At 66.9% G+C, this 15,830-nt stretch carries 13 protein-coding genes; 3 read left to right on the forward strand and 10 right to left on the reverse strand.

The window, feature by feature from the left end; all coding sequences use genetic code 11:
* Positions 1-53 precede the first annotated feature (53 nt).
* From OHA25_RS09965 to OHA25_RS09995, 7 genes are all read right to left on the reverse strand, one after another.
* Entirely contained in the window at positions 54-599 is a 546-nt protein-coding gene (locus OHA25_RS09965) for a TetR/AcrR family transcriptional regulator (protein ID WP_327587285.1), read from the reverse strand.
* A 167-nt stretch (positions 600-766) separates the two neighbouring features.
* Positions 767-1,201 carry a hypothetical protein gene (locus OHA25_RS09970; RefSeq protein ID WP_327587286.1) on the reverse strand — a complete coding sequence of 145 codons (435 nt, stop codon included), beginning with the start codon at positions 1,199-1,201 and terminating at the stop codon, positions 767-769.
* 348 nt (positions 1,202-1,549) lie between these two features.
* Positions 1,550-2,473 (reverse strand): NADP-dependent oxidoreductase, encoded by a 924-nt coding sequence (locus OHA25_RS09975; RefSeq protein ID WP_327587287.1) that lies wholly within the window; start codon positions 2,471-2,473, stop codon positions 1,550-1,552.
* 242 nt (positions 2,474-2,715) lie between these two features.
* Complete coding sequence (locus OHA25_RS09980; RefSeq protein ID WP_327587288.1) at positions 2,716-3,099, reverse strand: VOC family protein; 384 nt, start codon at positions 3,097-3,099, stop codon at positions 2,716-2,718.
* Positions 3,096-3,458, reverse strand: coding sequence for an ArsR/SmtB family transcription factor (locus OHA25_RS09985; protein ID WP_327587289.1), 363 nt, complete (start codon positions 3,456-3,458; stop codon positions 3,096-3,098). Before OHA25_RS09985 ends, OHA25_RS09980 begins: the two co-directional genes overlap by 4 nt.
* Entirely contained in the window at positions 3,445-3,879 is a 435-nt protein-coding gene (locus tag OHA25_RS09990) for an SRPBCC domain-containing protein (RefSeq protein WP_327587290.1), read from the reverse strand. Before OHA25_RS09990 ends, OHA25_RS09985 begins: the two co-directional genes overlap by 14 nt.
* A gap of 202 nt (positions 3,880-4,081) precedes the next feature.
* A complete protein-coding gene (locus OHA25_RS09995; RefSeq protein ID WP_327587291.1) occupies positions 4,082-4,531 on the reverse strand; it encodes a hypothetical protein in 450 nt (149 codons plus the stop codon).
* Positions 4,532-4,871: 340 nt separating this feature from the next.
* On the opposite strand from OHA25_RS09995, the gene OHA25_RS10000 reads away from it, so the two are divergent.
* Both OHA25_RS10000 and OHA25_RS10005 read left to right on the forward strand, forming a co-directional pair.
* Positions 4,872-5,552, forward strand: coding sequence for a DUF2637 domain-containing protein (locus OHA25_RS10000; protein ID WP_327587292.1), 681 nt, complete (start codon positions 4,872-4,874; stop codon positions 5,550-5,552).
* A 552-nt stretch (positions 5,553-6,104) separates the two neighbouring features.
* Entirely contained in the window at positions 6,105-9,710 is a 3,606-nt protein-coding gene (locus tag OHA25_RS10005) for an nSTAND1 domain-containing NTPase (RefSeq protein ID WP_327587293.1), read from the forward strand.
* A 498-nt stretch (positions 9,711-10,208) separates the two neighbouring features.
* Here OHA25_RS10005 and OHA25_RS10010 read toward each other — a convergent pair whose 3' ends face one another.
* From OHA25_RS10010 to OHA25_RS61230, 3 genes are all read right to left on the reverse strand, one after another.
* A complete protein-coding gene (locus OHA25_RS10010; protein WP_327587294.1) occupies positions 10,209-13,448 on the reverse strand; it encodes an AfsR/SARP family transcriptional regulator in 3,240 nt (1,079 codons plus the stop codon).
* 161 nt (positions 13,449-13,609) lie between these two features.
* A complete protein-coding gene (locus tag OHA25_RS10015; RefSeq protein WP_327587295.1) occupies positions 13,610-14,338 on the reverse strand; it encodes a hypothetical protein in 729 nt (242 codons plus the stop codon).
* Positions 14,229-14,912, reverse strand: a complete 684-nt coding sequence (locus tag OHA25_RS61230; RefSeq protein WP_442942093.1) for an RHS repeat-associated core domain-containing protein — start codon at positions 14,910-14,912, stop codon at positions 14,229-14,231. The genes OHA25_RS10015 and OHA25_RS61230 overlap by 110 nt, the downstream gene beginning before the upstream one ends.
* Positions 14,913-15,296: 384 nt before the next feature.
* Between OHA25_RS61230 and OHA25_RS10020 the strand changes: the two genes are divergently transcribed.
* A complete protein-coding gene (locus OHA25_RS10020) occupies positions 15,297-15,761 on the forward strand; it encodes a hypothetical protein (RefSeq protein ID WP_327587296.1) in 465 nt (154 codons plus the stop codon).
* Positions 15,762-15,830: the final 69 nt, after the last annotated feature.

Genomic DNA, 15,830 nt, shown 5'->3' on the forward strand with positions numbered 1-15,830 from the left:
GGGATTCCTTTTTGCATCAATCGGTGTAGAACTCGGACATGAAAAGGCAGAGGTCAGGCCAGGGCATCCATGGCCGTGGCCGCGATGGCCTCGATGGTGGCGTCGTCGGCGCCGCCCTGAGCGGCCACCCGGATCCCGGCGATCACGGCGTTGACGAACCTGGCGAGCTCGGCGGGATCGCGGGTGGAGCCGATGGTGCCGTCGCGCTGCCCGCTCTCGATGACGGTGCTCAGGTTGACGAGTCGGTACTCGGTGTTGCGATCGAGCATCAGGGCGATCTCCGGGTCACGGCCGGCGAGCTCCATCGTGGTGTTGACGGTCAGGCAGCCGAGGCCGTAGCCGTTGCGCCTGTTCTCCGCCTCCGTCTGGAGGATCTTGGCGAACAGCGCGCGGATCCGCTCGATCGCCGGCAGCTCGTGATTGTCAAGGATCCGCAGTTGGTCGGCGGTGGTGGCGTCCATGTAGCGGGTCAACGCGCGTTTGAACAGCTCGCGCTTGTTGGTGAAGGCGTTGTACACGCTGCTGCGGTCCAGGCCGAGCGCCTCGCACAGGTCCCTGGTCGAGGTCGACTCGTAGCCGTTCGCCCAGAACGTGCGCATCGCAGTGTCCAGGACCCGGTCTTCATCGAATGATCTCGGCCTCGCCATACGAGCACGCTACTTGTTTTACACCGATCGGTGCAATAGGAGGTGGAGGGCGGCCAGGACCATGCCATAGTCGCGCCGACCCTCCATCTGGCTCCTCACCTATCCGAGAAAACAGCTCCTTAGTCGCGGGGCCTGGGGTTGCAGTGGATCCACGCGCCGGGGTCGACGTCATGACTGGTGCTTCCCGCCCAGAACACGCATGTCTCCAGGTGCGAGGCATTGCCGAGCCGCAGTGCCCCGGTCGCGCGGACGTAGAGCGAGGCGGTCACGGGGGTTGGCGTTCCGACGTCCTTCTTCTTCAGCGTGACCACGCAGTTGGTGTTCTTCTGTCTGTTCCATATGAGGTAGACATCCGCGGTCCGGATGTCGACCCGCTTGACGAACGTGTACCCGCTTGCGCACACCGCGTGGGGCTTGTACGGGTTTGGACCCTGGGCAGAACCGGCACCGGCCTGGGCCGGCGTGGCGAGCGTCACAGCCGCGGCCGCCGCCACGATCGCCCCCGTGACAACGCTCGTCTTCTTCTTCACCTGTGTCCTCTCGCGCGCTGACATCGGACGGTCCTGCCCCTTCGGCAGGGATAGTCCGTTGTCTCGATCGTTGTGGCTTTAGCATCGGCCTGGTTCACCGCAGACGGCGGCGTTCCAGGGCGTATCCCGCCGCGTTGAGGCCGAGGATCGGTAGCACGAACAGCACGATCTGGTTCGCGGGAAGCCTCGGCGTTTCCGGGTCGTAAAGTCGGCGTCAGGGTAGAGCGCCGCCGACGCCTGGGTGATCCAGTACAGCGAGGCCGCCGTCGTGGCGGCGAGCAGGCGGTCATGGGAGAGCTCCGTGCGTCGCAACCACAGCGAGGCCAGCGTGGACAGTCCCAGTGCCGCTCATCGTGCCTCTGCTTGGTGAAGTCAGAACGTGACCACGACCTTGCCGCGGGTGTAGACACCCGCGACCAGGTCGGCCACCGCCTGAGGGGACCGGGCGAACGGGTACGTCGCGGCGACGTCGACCGCCAGTCGCCCTTCGGCCACTCGCGCGGCCTGCCGTGCCAGGTCGCCGGATTCGGGGGTCATGTAGACGTACACCGGTGTGAGGTCGTCGATGGTCTCAGGTCCGTAGAGGGTCGAGACCAGCCGCCCGCCCCGCCGTACGGCACGAGCCGTGGCCCTCAGCGTGACACCCGCATTGACCAGGTCGATAACGGTGTCGAACCCCTCGGGGCGCAGCCGCAACGCCTCTTCGACGGTGTCGGAGCCGGTGTGGTCGATGGTCAGGTGCGCACCGAGGTCGCGGGCGTAGGCGGTGTCAGCGGGTGCGGCCGTGGCGAATACCCTGGCACCCTCCTGAGCGGCCAACTGGACGGCGAGCCCGCCGACTCCGCCGGTCGCGCCGACGACCAGCACGTCGTGGTCCGGTTGCACCTCCGCGGCGGCGATGACGCACTCGGCTGTCATGGCGACCGTGACCAACGCCGCCCCCCGCACCGCGTCCAGCCCGCGCGGCAGGTGCACCAGCCCTGGCTCCACGGGGACGACCACGTACTCGGCGAGGGTGCCGCGCCCGTAGACGGCCACGTCGTCGCCCACGGCGAACCCGGAGACCGCCTCGCCGACCGCCGTCACGATCCCCACGGCGTCCATGCCGAGGACGAACGGGTGCTGGACGGGGAACATCTCCTTCAGTTCTCCAGTGGCCAGCTTGGCGTCGAGCGGGTTGAGTGCCGCTGCCACCACCTTCACCAAGACCTCACCGGGCCCGGGGGAAGATGTCGGGATCTCGGCGACCGAGAGCTGATCAACGGGAGCATACGAGGATGCGATGAGTGCCTTCATGTCGCCATAGCCTGGCCCGGCCGTTCGGCCGAGCGGCACTGGCCGTTCGAACGGCTTCACCTAGCCCGAAGAGCAGCAGGCTCTTCGCCGGAGATCGCCTAGGGTGAGGCCATGGACGCCCGCTACCTGCATGCTCGCAAACCTTGGGCTTGTGTCATCGAAGCTCGAGCAACTCGGGAAGCTGGGCGTTTGACTCCGCGATACCGCCAAGGGTAGCTGCTCACCTCATCGGGACATCAGGATCAGCCGGACTCTGCGAGCAGATGTACGACACCGGCCGGGTTCTTGATCCAGTGGGTTCTGGAATCGAGGTTCTCCAGGGGCTCGACCTCGTCACACGGTTGGATACCGATGTCGGCCAGTTTGCTCGCTGCCGCGTCCAGGTCATCGGTGTGGAGCTGCAGCCACAGGTCGGGCTGGCTGTAGTTGTCGACACAGTCGAGCCACAGCGTATTGGGTCCGAACCGCACCGAATGAGTTCTCGAGACGGTCGGAGCGTAGGAGACGTCGTCTTCTTTGACGTCGAAGCCCAGAGTGTCGCGGTAGAAGGCCACGGTGGCCTCGTACTGTGCCTTGGGGATCTTCATGGCGATGTTCAGGCCGGCCGTGAATTCAGGCTTGCTCATTGTTGCGTGACTCCTTGGTTCGTGTCGGTGGCGTCCAGTGCACCTTCCAGCGCGGCCAGCCGGTCATCCCACCTGTTGGCGAGCCTCGCCAGCCACACCTGGGCTGTGCGAATGGCGGCTGGTTCCACGCGGTAGGGATGGCGGCGTCCGGCCGGTTCGCCGGAGCTGATCAGGCCCGCTTCGGCGAGCTGGCCCAGGTGCTTGGCGACCGCCTGGCGACTGATCGGCAACCGTCGCGCCAGATCAGTGACGGTTGCGGGCCCGGCGCGGGCGAGCTCCTCCAGCAGCGCCCGCCGCGTTGGATCGGTGAGCGCCGCGAACACCGCAACGGCCTGCCCTTCCACATCAGGCGGCCGCATCGAGGTAGGTCTCCAGGTCGACGAGCTCCGTGTCCCATCCCTGACTGTTGGCCTTGTGGGCAGACTGGGCCACATCGACGGCGGCCTGGGCGAACCCGCTCTCCACCAGGCGCAGCCGAGTGCCGTTCGGCACCGGCTCCAGGGTGAAGTCCACCAGCGTCTGGGGTGCGTCACCCTCCGGCAGGCCCTCGATTGCCCACCTGAACGCGAAACGGTGTGGTGGGTCGACCACCGCGATGGTGGCGACGGATTCCTCGTCGAGGTCGTCCCAACGGAAGAATGCGCGCCCACCGGGCCGCAGATCTATCTCCGCCACCGAGCCGAACCACCGCGAGAGCCCTTCTGCGGTGGTCAGCGCGGCCCACACCCGCTCGATGGGGTGCCGCAGCACCACCACACGTTCGATCGCGTCCGAAACCATGCTCACTCTCCTTCGCAACCTGTAGGTTGCTAATTAATGGCAACCTACAGGTTGCGATCGTCGCCGTGCAAGCCCCGGCACGGAGGGCGACTTACTACGCACCCGCAAATGCGGCATCCCTCACCAGCTTGGACCGCCACCTGCACAACCGAACCGGCGACATGATCGGGGCATCCCTCTGCGCCAAGCTCAAGGCTCGCTGTCACGGGACAGCGACCTTAAAACGCAAGCTAAGGCGGGTTCTCCGTTTCGGCAGTCGCTGCGCGGCGTAAGGTGCGCCGACGTCGACAAGAGCGCGGAGATCTTCGACCGCCCCTTGCTCGGCGAGCACCGCAGCCCGGCGCTCGGCGGCCTCGTCATGGCGGGCCTCAACCAGGGCGCGTAGGTCAGCGGTCCGGCCTTGGCGGGCCAGCAGTTCGGCTAGGTGCCGGACGGCGGTGTACTGGCCCGTATGGGCGAGGACGCGCAGACCCTCTGTACGGCCATGCTCGGCCGGCGCCTTGATGGCAGAGTCATGGCCTGCCTCGGCCAAAGGACGCAGTTCGTCAATCCGGCCCTGCTCGACCAGAAGGTCGGCAAGCCGTCCGGCGGCACGGTCATGGCCCGCCGCGGCCAGACTGTGCAGGCCATCGATCCGGCCCTGCTCAGCCATCAGCCAGCAGCCGGGTCAGCTGATAAGCAGCGTCGTCGTCACCGTTGTCGGCAAGGGTGCGCGATCAACAGGAACCGTGGGATCACAGAGAAGGAGATCAGGGAATGATCCCGAAGATGGCAGAGGTGCCCAAGATCCTGGGAAGCACCGACCCGGCCGGCAGGAACGATCTCTACACACAGATGGGCCTCAACCTCGTCTATGACCCCTCGGAGAGGGTTGTCACAGTCGAAGCGAGGCCCAGCATGTGTCAGAGTGCGTGTCCGAGGGGGGAGTCGAACCAATTGCACACGGCTTCACGCTGACCACGCGGTTCTTGCTGGGGCAGGAGTGATCGGCTGTGACGTGCCCTTCGGTAGACCGGTCGATCCGGTACACGACCCTGGCTGGTGTTCTGCTGGTTGCTCTGGTGGCGGCTGTCGTGTCATTCCGCCATATGCACGAGCTCTGTCTGCGCCATGGCGAGGACCAGTTGGCGGCGGTGCTCATCCCGCTCGCTGTCGACGGCACGATCGTCGTCGCCTCGATGTCCATCCTTCTGGCCAATCGGTACGGCTCCCGCGGCGGCATGCTGGCCTGGACGCTTCTCGTGGTCGGCAGCCTTGCCAGCCTCGGCGCCAACATCGCCGTCGCCGAGCCCAGCCTCATCGGCCGGATCATCGCTGCCTGGCCGAGCGCCGCTCTGATCGGCAGCTATGAGCTGTTGATGTCTCAAGTTCGGCACCTATCAGCCAAATCGAACTCTCAGGAAGGCTACGAGGAGAGGCCAACGGCTGACGCGCCAGAAATCTTTGAACCTGATGCGGACGGCGCTGGTGATCTCGCCCTGCCTTCGCGCCACACTCGTGGCCAAGGCACCGAAACCGCGGCCTTTCACCGCTCCGTCTGGCAGTGGGCTCAGGAGAATCGGTGTCCCGATGGAGCTCTGCCGTCGGGGAAGGTCATCGCGGAGCGGTTCTCCCGAAGCCCTCGCTGGGGACGCTGGATCAAGCGCGCAGGTCTCGCGGGTGAATTGGGCTGAACATCCGCCAGGCATCGGCGAATAGCGACGCCAGCCAGTTGGCTCGGCTATTTCATGTCTGTGAACGGCAGGCAACGGCCTGCGTGAAGGGGCGGGAGCTCCTGCCCCTCGTACACTGTCATGATCGCGGTGATGGCCTGAAGGCGGGGACCAGGGCCACGCCTCCAGGGGCGGCACCTGTGGGAGTTCGTCTCGGTGCATGAGCGCTTTGGTGAACAACCCGCTCTCGTGACGCCCACGCTCGCGGATCTCGTTGGCGTGCCGACAGCGCGAGCTGCGTCTGATGCCCTGAGCCGCGACCAGCCATCACCGGCGGCTGAGGCATGATCCCCCTCGTTGGGCGCGGGCGGGTTGGAGGAGTTCGATCTCAATGGCGCTGAGGTCAACGACCGGCTGAAGTCGCCTGAACCCCTCACCCACTCCAGTGATCATTTGTCGATTGCTGTCGACGAGTAAGGTTTGGGTGATCGGTTCTGCCGTTTCCCCCTGTACATGGAGGCCCGGCCGGATTCACGATGGTGATTCGGTGTGCCAGGGCTCAGGGAGAGTGCCGTGCCTCGTGGGGAGCGTCCGCTGAGCGGCGAGGATTCCACGCTGGTCCAGTTCGCGGCCGATCTGAGGCGGTTGCGGGAACGAGCCGGTCTGCCCAGTTACCGGGAGTTGGCCCGACGGGCGCATTACTCGGCCACCACCCTGTCCGATGCGGCCGGTGGGCGGCAGTTGCCGACGTTGGCGGTGGTGTTGGCGTATGTGCGGGCGTGTGACGGGGACGTGGCCGAGTGGGAGCGGCGCTGGCAGCAGATCGCAGCCGAACGGGTGGAGCAAGACGGGGCCGCTCCGTATTCAGGGCTGGCGGCGTTGCAGGTGGAGGATGCCGATCGGTTCTTCGGCCGTGGTGCGCTGCTGGAAGAGATCGTCGATCGGCTGGCGCGGAGTCGGTTTCTGGCGGTGGTCGGGGCGTCAGGAGTGGGCAAGTCCTCTCTGCTGCGTGCCGGGCTGGTAGCCCGGTTACGCGCGGTGGGGCTGGGTGGGTGCTCGGACGTCGCCGCCGCGGTGATGACGCCGGGGACGGGGCCGGTCGATGAGCTGGCGGCTCGGCTGGCCGAGCATGATGGTGACGGCGAGTTGGTCGTGGTGATCGACCAGTTCGAAGAGGTTTTCACGCACTGTCGTGATCGCGAGGAGAGGGCGTGCTTCATCGCATCTGTGATGGAGGCTGCCAGAGGCAGGACGCGTGTGGTCATCGGTTTGCGTGCGGACTTTTTCGCGCACTGCGCCGACTACCCGGAACTGCGGATGGCGTTGGCAGACTCGCAGGTTCTGGTCGGGGCCATGACGGCCGAAGAGTTACGGCAGATGGTGGTGGGGCCTGCCGAGCAGATGGGGTACACGGTCGAGGGCTCGCTGGTGGCGTCGGTCGTGGCGGACGCGGCTGAACGGGGGGCGGCGTTGCCGTTGCTGTCGCACGCGTTGCTGGAAACATGGCAACGGCGCCAGGGCAAGACGCTCACGCTGGCGGATTATCGGGCGGCAGGTGGTATCGGAGGGGCGCTGGCCAGAACCGCTGAAGATCTGTATGCGGCGATGGGCCCAGAACGGCGGCGGCTGACACGCCAGTTGTTTCTGCGGTTGACGGCGTTCGGCGAAGGCACCCAGGACACCAGGCGCCGCATCGCGCGTGATGAGTTGGACACCGATGACCCTGATGTGGGGGCGGTTCTGGGCATCCTTGCACAGGCGCGACTGGTGACGCTCGATGAGTCCACGGTGGAGCTGACCCACGAGGCACTGATCACCGCGTGGCCCCGGCTGCACCGTTGGCTGGTCGCCGACCGCGACGATTTGCGTACCTATCGACGACTCACCGAGGCCGTGCACGCCTGGAAGGCGCTCGGCCGGGACAGTGGGGCCCTGTATCGGGGCGCGCAGCTGGCGATCGCTCGCGAATGGGCGGATCGGGACGATCACCGGCGGGAGCTGAATCCGGCGGAACGAGCGTTCCTGGATGCCGGCATTGAGCTCGAGGACGGGGAAAGGACGGCCAAGGCCCGCCGCGACCGCCAGTTACGCTACTTGATGGCCGGGCTGGTAGTACTGCTGATCATCGTCGTTGGCGTCGCGTTCGTCGCCGTGGGCGAGCGCGGCCAGGCCATCGAGGCCCAGCAGATTGCGATCTCGCGGCAACTGTCCACGCAGGCGCAGACGCTGGTCGAGTCCCGGCCTGATACGGCGATGCTGTTGAGCGTGCAGGCCTACCGTCTCGCACCGACGGCGGAAGCACGCAGCGCCGTGCTTGGCATGTCCATGCGCGGCGCGTACCAGGCGCAGTTCACCGCGCACGTCGGGCCGATCTCGGAGCTCACCTTCTCCCCGGACGGCCATACCCTCCTCACCGCGAGCGCAGACCACACGATCGCGATGTGGGACGCACACGACCACCATCGGATCGCTTCCCTCACTGAGCACGACACCTGGCTGCGCGCGGTGGCGATGACCCCGGACGGGTCGATCCTGGCCAGTGGCGGGGACGACCACCAGGTCATGCTCTGGCACGCGGCCAGCCGTGTCCCCATCGCCAGGCTGTCCGGTCATGCCGGCCCGATCAAGGAGGCCGCGTTCAGTCCCGACGGGCGCCTGCTCGCGACGGGCGGCGCGGACGACACGGTCATCGTCTGGGACGTGGGCCGCCGCGCCGCCCTGGCCCGGCTCACCGGTCATAGCGGCGGCGTGTTTGGTGTGGCGTTCAGCCCGGACGGGCGCCTCCTGGCCGCGGCCGGCACAGGGCGTATCGTGCTGTGGGACGTGGCCACCCGCAAGCGGATCACCACCCTCCGTGGCCATGCCGGCATCGTGCACAAGGTGGCCTTCGACCGCGACGGCCGGCGCCTGGCATCGGCGGGAGTCGATTCCACGGTGCGGCTGTGGAACGTCTCCAACGGCTCTGCGACCGCGATCTTAAGGGGCCACGAGTACTCGGTAATCGCACTCGCGTTCAGCCCCGATGGCACCACCCTCGCCAGCGCGGGAAACGACAAGATCGTCCGGCTGTGGGACGTCGATCACGGCGTCTTGCGTGCTCGCCTGATCGGCCACACGTCTAGCATCTACACGCTCGCGTTCGCCTCCGACGCAACGCTGGCCTCGGGCGGGGAAGGCGGCTCGGTCATCGTCTGGGACACGCGACGGGCCTCGCTCGCCGAGACCGCCCAGAACGGCATCCATGATCTCGCGTTCAGCCCCGACGGCCGCCTCGTGGCCGAGGCGGCCGATGACCGCATCACGCTATGGGACACGACAACGCGCGCCCGGCGTGCCGTACTGCGGAGTGGATCGATCGTGTACGCGGTGGCGTTCAGCCCGGACGGCAGGCTGATCGCCACCGCGCACGACGACGGCAGCGTCGCCCTTTGGTCCGTCGGGCTCGGCCGCCCGATGGCGCGGCTGGCCGGCCACCGGGAGCCCGTGCTCGACGTGGGGTTCAGCCCGGACGGCCACACGCTCGCCACCGGCGGCGTCGATGCGACCGCGATCGTATGGGATGTCACCTCCCACACCCGCCTGGCCACGCTCACCAGCCAAACCGGGCCGATCAACGGCGTGACGTTCAGCCCGGACGGCCGCACCCTCGCCACCGCCGCCCACGATTACTCCGCGATGTTGTGGAACACCGCCGACTGGTCGCCACGTGTCCAGCTCACCGGCCACAACGGCTGGGTACGCAGCGCCGCCTTCAGTTCGGACGGCCGCATTGTGGCGACGGCGAGCAGCGACAACACGGTCCGGCTCTGGGACACGGCCACCGGCGCCGTGCGGGCCGTGCTCACCGGCCACGTCGATCCCGTGTTCACCGGCCTCGCCTTCAGCTCGGACGGCACGACCCTGGCCTTCACCAGCGGCGAGAACACGATCACGCTGTGGAATGTCGTACGGCGCGCGACCCAGGCCCGGCTCGCCGGCCCCGCCGAGTCGTTGCGCGCCCTGACCTTCAGCCCGGACGGCCGCACCCTCGCCGCTGCCGACAGCGACGACACCGTCCTGTTCTGGGACACCGACGCGGAAAAGACTGCCCGTCACATCTGCGCCGCCCTCGGACGCGACCTCACCGTCGACGAATGGCGTCAATTCATTCCGGACCTGCCCCGTCACAGCACGTGCTGACCATCTTGGCGCGGTATGTCCGGAGTTTGTCGTCCGGCGCCCAAGCCCCTGTTCCGGACAACATCCGGCTGCTAGACAAGACACTGTGACCACTCGAATAGGGACAACCGTTCGAATCAGAGTGGGTTTGCTTCCGGCATCGGATTGCTGATGAGGGCGGCACTCGGGCCTTGCAACCACTCTGATCGTAGCCGGGGGGCGCCAACATCGGCTTCGTCGCCGGCTACAGCGGCCCGAACATCCTGCCCATCATCTTCATCCTCAACGGCACCGTCTGCACAGGGGCGGTATACGCCGGGGCTCCTACGGTGGTGCCAGAGTCCCAGATCAAGGAGGGGTGGACTGTGCTTCGCGTGTATCAGGTGCTTGTTCGATTGTTACTCGTGACGTTGGTCAGCGTCATGGCGGTTTTCATGGCGACGTCCGTGACCACGAGCGCCGCCGCCGACGGCGGTGGCGGCGGGGATGTGTGGGAGTGGGGTCCGATAAGCCCGTGAACTAGCTGAGTTCGGATGACCGCGGCACCGTTTCAACGGGCGGCGCGGCACCGATCTCCGCGTAGAGCCGTGCCGCGGTGCGCGTATGCTCGCGCGCCGTCATCTGATCGGCGCCTCGCAGAATCCGGCCGAGAATGTCATGGGTGTGGGCCAGGCCCAGCCGATGTCCGGTGTGTTCGTGGTTCCTCAATGCCGCGTATCCGTACTGAGCGGCTTTGTCCACGTCTCCCTGGCGGTACTGGAGGTCGGCCAGAACCGTGAGAGCCTGGCCCTCCAAGATGCTGTACTGCGCGTCCTGCGCGAGTTGCAGGGCGCGCTCGGCATGGCCGACGGCCACGCTGTGCTCGCCTCGGCGTCCATATGCCCGTGCCAGCCCTACAAGGGCGTCGCCGCGCACTTGGTGTGCGTTGACCTCGGAGGCGAGCCGTGCTGCCGTTCCGTATTGGGCGATCGCACGATCGTGTTCGCCGGTGGCGTCCAGGACCGTGGCCAGCGCGTTGAGTACTTCGGCTCTTTCGCGTGGCGCACCGAGGCGCACCGAGATCGCGACCGCGTCCTGGGCGCACGTATGCGCCTGGTCCAGCCGGCCCATCGCCAGGTGCACGCGCGTGAGCAGCCGGAGCGCGGAAGCCTCGCTGTTGTCGCAGCCGAGGGAGCGCAGTACGCCGAGCGCGTTGGTCAGGTGGCCTTCCGCCGCGGCCAGTTCGCCGAGGAGGTAGTGGCATTCCCCCAGGGTCGACATCGCCTGGGCCTCGCTCCTTGTCGCGCCGTTCTCGCGGAACAGCAGCAATGCCCGGGTTGCGTGGTCAACGGCTTGGGAGAGCCTGCCGCACACCTGATCGGAATTGGCCAGGATCTCCAGCAAGCGCGCTTGGCCTTGGGGTGAGCCCAGCCGTCCGTAAAGCTCCTGTGCCCTGGACAGATGGGGTGCTGCCTCGGCGACGCGCCCGACCAGATGTAAAACGATGCCAAGATTGCCGAGCGCGGTCGCCTCCAGCTCAAGGTAGCCCGCTTTCCGGCTCAGCGCGATCGTCTTTTCCAGGTAGCTGATGGAGAGCTGGTACCGGCCGAAGCCGTAGTGGGCGTGTGCCAGGCAGTGGAACGAAGCGGCAAGCGCCTGGGCGTCCCCTGCCACACGAGCGGCGGCAAGGCCGGCCCGGGACACCGTGATCCAGTCCGCCAGGTGCCGTTGCTGGTCGAAGTACGGCCGAAGGGCATCGGCCAGCAGCCAAACCGCGCTCCGCGGACCGTGGTGGAGCGTGTGGTGCACCATGGCGACGAGGTTGCGGCGTTCGTGGTTCAGCCAGTCCAGCGCGTCGCTCGGCCGATCGAAGCCCGGGACGAAATCGACGGTGATGGGGAGCCGGACGATCTCGAAATAGAGCGACGTGGCCGCAGCATTGGCCCCGCCGAGATACCAGCTGAGCAGCCTGCCCGCGGCCGCCGCGCGTTCCGCGATGGAATCCTGGGCCCGCGCCAGATTGTGGGCATAGCGGCGCAGCAGGTCGTGCAGGGTGTAGCGGCGTGGCTGATGCTCGTTGACGAGGTGCGCTCCGCTGAGGGTGTTGAGGATTGGGCGGACGTCGGGCTCGGCGAGTCCCGTCAGGGCACTCACGGCGGCGGGAGAGAAGTCCGGGCAGGCCACGAGACCCAGGCAGCGGAAGACGCGTCGGGCAGGCTCTGGCAGCCTCTGATAGGAGAGGTCGAAGGCCATGCGGACGGCGTGGTCCGGGTCTTTGTCGATCGTCAACGCGGTTACCGGATCACCCGCTTCCAGCTCCGCCGAGTATTCGGCGATCGTCAGCTGGGGTCGTACCGCCAGGTGGGCGGCGGCGATGCGCAGAGCCAGCGGCAGGTCCGAGCACAGGTGGGCCACCTTGGCCGTCGCCTTCGGGTCGGCCGCCACGCGATGTGGGCCGATGACGTGGCCGAGCAGGTCGACGGACTCGGATGCGGACAGCACGTCCAGGGTGATCCGGTGGGCCCCCTCGTGCGCCACGAGGCCGCTGAGCCCGTCCCGGCTCGTGATCACCACGACCGAGGTGGGGCTGCCCGACAGCAGGGGCCTCACCTGCTCGGCGGTGGCCGCGTTGTCCAGCACGAAGAGCATCCGCCGTCCCGCCACGAGCGACCGGAAGCGGGCCGCGGCCTCGGTCACGTTCCCCGGCACCTGGTCAGGGGGAAGCCCGAGCGACCTGAGCAGAGCCGCCAATGCCTCTATCGGCCGCACCGGCGAGCCGCTCGAATAACCGCGCAAGTCGACGTAGAGCTGGCCGCCGGGGAACCGCTGAGCGACACGGTGGGCCCAGTGCACGGCAAGGGCGGTCTTGCCGACACCTGCGGTCCCCGTGATGATCGCGATGACGACCGCCTCTCCCGCCCCGGCCGAGTCTTCGGGGAGCCAGCCATCCAGCACCGCGAGCGCTCGCGCGCGGCCGACGAAGCCGTACACAACAGTGGGCAGCTCGTGGGGAGTCTGTGCGAAGGACGCCCGTGGCTCGGGGGCCAGCTCGTCGCCACGGAGGATCGCCTGATGGAGTTGCTGGAGGGCGGGACCCGGTTCGATGCCGAGATCGTCGACGAACAATCGGCGCGTGGCCTGATAGACGGCCAGCGCTTCCGCCTGTCGCCTCGAACGATGAAGAGTCAGCATGAGTTGGGCGACGAAAAGCTCCCGGTAGGGGTGCGCGCGGTTGATCGCGACGAGTTCCGCGGTCAGTTCCTCGTGCAGCCCCAGCGCGAGATCCGCCTCGATGCGCTTCCCCAGCACCGCCAGCCGCAGTTCTTCCAGGCGATGTGCTTCCTCTCGCAGACATGGCTCCTCCGCCAGGTCGCCAAAGGCCGTTCCGCGCCACAGCGCGAGCGCCTCGCGTAGCTTCCGGCTCGCGGTGACCGGGTCCTCAGCGGACAGCGCCTGGAATCCCTCCTGCGCCAGCGCGTCGAAGACGGCCAGGTCGATCTCTCCGGCCCCCGCGACCAACGTGTAGCCGGTGCGGCCACGTCCGACGATCACACCTGCTCCCAGCGCCTTACGCAACTGGGAGACATGGAGGTAGACGTTCTCGACGGCGGAAGGCGGCGCGGACCCGTCCCATAACGCTTCCACCAATGTGTCCACCGGCACCGCCCGGCCGGCGGAGCAGAGCAGGACCGAGAGCAGGAGCCGGCGCTTGGGAGGGCCGAGGGCCAAAGGCCCGGCGTCGTCGAGGGCCGCCACAGGGCCAAGAACCACAAACCTCATTGCCTGCTCCCAAGCAAGGTCTCGTTCGCCTCGCTTAGGTTGGCAGTGGGTCTCGATGACGCGCAAGAGCTTGCCGTCCACGTCGACGCCGGGACTCGTGCTCAGCCAAGGCAAACAGCCTGTGACCACGGGATAGTGGTCACAGGCTGTTTGCTTTGTGACTAGGCGCCGATGAAGTTTCTGGCAGCTTCCTTGAGCCATTCCCTGGCGGGTGCGGAGTTCTGCATCCATGGCGCCGGTCCTGACGCCTTTGCTCCTCCATAGATGCAAGCGAATCCTGTGGGGCCCGGGGCGAAGTGTGGCTTCTTGGCCAAGGCCAAGGCGCCTCCCACCTCAACGATGACGTGGTCCTCCACCTTCTGAGTACATCCTTGAGTGAAGGAGTCGTTGTAGAAGATGTCCCAAGCCTGGCCGAACCCGGCCACACCCTTCTGCATCCGTGCGATGCCGCCTTCGCATTTCGCGTAACGGGCGTCCTCCAGCATGCCCTGGCACGGACCGTGGCCACCTGGCCAGATGAGGTCCGTCAATACGGCGAGGTCAGCACTGATCCCGCGCTTCCACTTCGCGCCCTGCTCTGTGTTGCACACCTGGTGGCATACCCAAAGGATGGCCTGAGCTGTCTTGTAGGCGTTCTTCAGGATCTCCCTGGGGTCTGTCGTGTTGTTGTCGATACCCAGGTCGATCTCGTCCAGCGCCGCGGCGAGCTCTGCGGGATCACCGGGGAATCCTTCGGGAAGGAGGTAACCGTTGATGGCGCACGCCCATTCTTGAAGACGATCAGGACGGTTCCGTTCTTGCCGTAGGTGGTCGTGTAGACGATCGGGTTGTCTGAGTCGTCCTCTTCCACGCACGAGGCGCTGCGGCTGCTTGGGGTGCTGCCGCTGCACCCCGTGGTGGTACCACCGTGGACCCGTTCTTTCCGGACTGGTCCGCGCAGCGGTCCGGTGTGCCCGTACAGGTTGATCCGCCGCCGCTCCCACCGCCGTCGGGCTCGCGCATCATGCCTGAGGCATCGCTGGCAGACGTCGGAGTGTTGCTGCTGTAGGCGTACCCGTTGATCTGTTGCGTATCGCCGAGGTCCGAGAGCGGGTCGTCGCTGATGAGACGCCCCGTGCCCGGGTCGTATTCGCGGGCACCCAGGTGGGTGAGGCCGGTGGTGTCATTCGTTCCACCGACGAAGCCCTTCGTGGTGGGCCAGGCAGGGCTGGTTCCCCGAACGGCGCCGAAGGGTGTGGTACGCCGCTGGGTTTTCGCCAGCGTCTCGGCGTTGAACCCGAGCCCGTTCGTGCCGTGATGATCGGTGGTGGTCCACATCAGACCGCCCGTGGTGCTGCGCACCCCGTTTGACCCGCAGTAACGGGTGGCGGTTTTGGTGCTTCCCGCCAGGCGAATCTCTTGGCTTGGCAGGTAGAGGGTGGTTCCGCCGGGGATCCTTGGCGAGCAGGCGCCTTCCCTCCGCATCGTAGATGTAGTTGCTGGTGTCGGTGACCGAGGCCAGGTGGCCTTCGGCGTCCCAGTAGAGCGTCTGGCCCGGCTTCCCGGCCTGGTTACGGGACTTGGTGTTGCCGTCGGCGTCGTAGGCGTAGGTGTCGGTGGTGGCGCTTCAGCTGGGTGGAGTGGTCACGGCCTTGGTCAGGGTGTGCGGCTGGGCCGCGCCCGCATTCGGATAGGTGTAGGTGCGGCTGATATTGCCGGCCGTCGCGTGATCGGTCTGGTGGTCCGGTTGCCGACGAGGTCGTATCCGAAGGACTGCCAGTAAGACGCGGGCCCACCCAGCGCACCGGTAGAGGGGGTGGCCGCGCAGTCACCGGTGGCCGGGGTCCACGCCTCGGTGGGCCGGCGGAGGTGGTCGTACTGAAAACACTGGTTGCCGTCCGGTCCGGCGTTGTACTGAGCGGTCCGATCCTTGATCGAGGTGACGTTGCCCGCAGGGTCGCGGGTGAACCAGCCGTCCTCGTAGACGATCGACGCCGTGGAATCGAAGACACCGTGTTCGGCGACCCGACCATGTACGTCTGCGTCAACCGGGGCGGCAAGAACCCCAGCGCCCAGAACAAGGAACTCGTTGCGGGCCCGGTGAGCGCGACCGGCACGTTCAACTCCGGCAAGAACGGTCAGGTGACGGCTTCGCTCGCGATTCTTCCGCCGGGGCCGGGCGGCTTCACCTGCCCGCCTGGACAGAGCCAGGAGATCGCGCAGGTGATCTACACGAACGTGCGGATCACCGATGACACGAACAACGTCTCGCTGCCGTTCAACCACACGTTCGATACCGGGTGCCTGCCGCCCAACGTGAAGGGCAGCTGCTGACGAGCCAAGGGCTCAAACACGGAGGACCGGCCCAGTGGGCCGGTCCTCCGCCGCTACTTCGTTTCCGAT

Origin of the sequence: Nonomuraea sp. NBC_00507 (assembly GCF_036013525.1) — a bacterium.
Lineage (GTDB): Bacteria > Actinomycetota > Actinomycetes > Streptosporangiales > Streptosporangiaceae > Nonomuraea.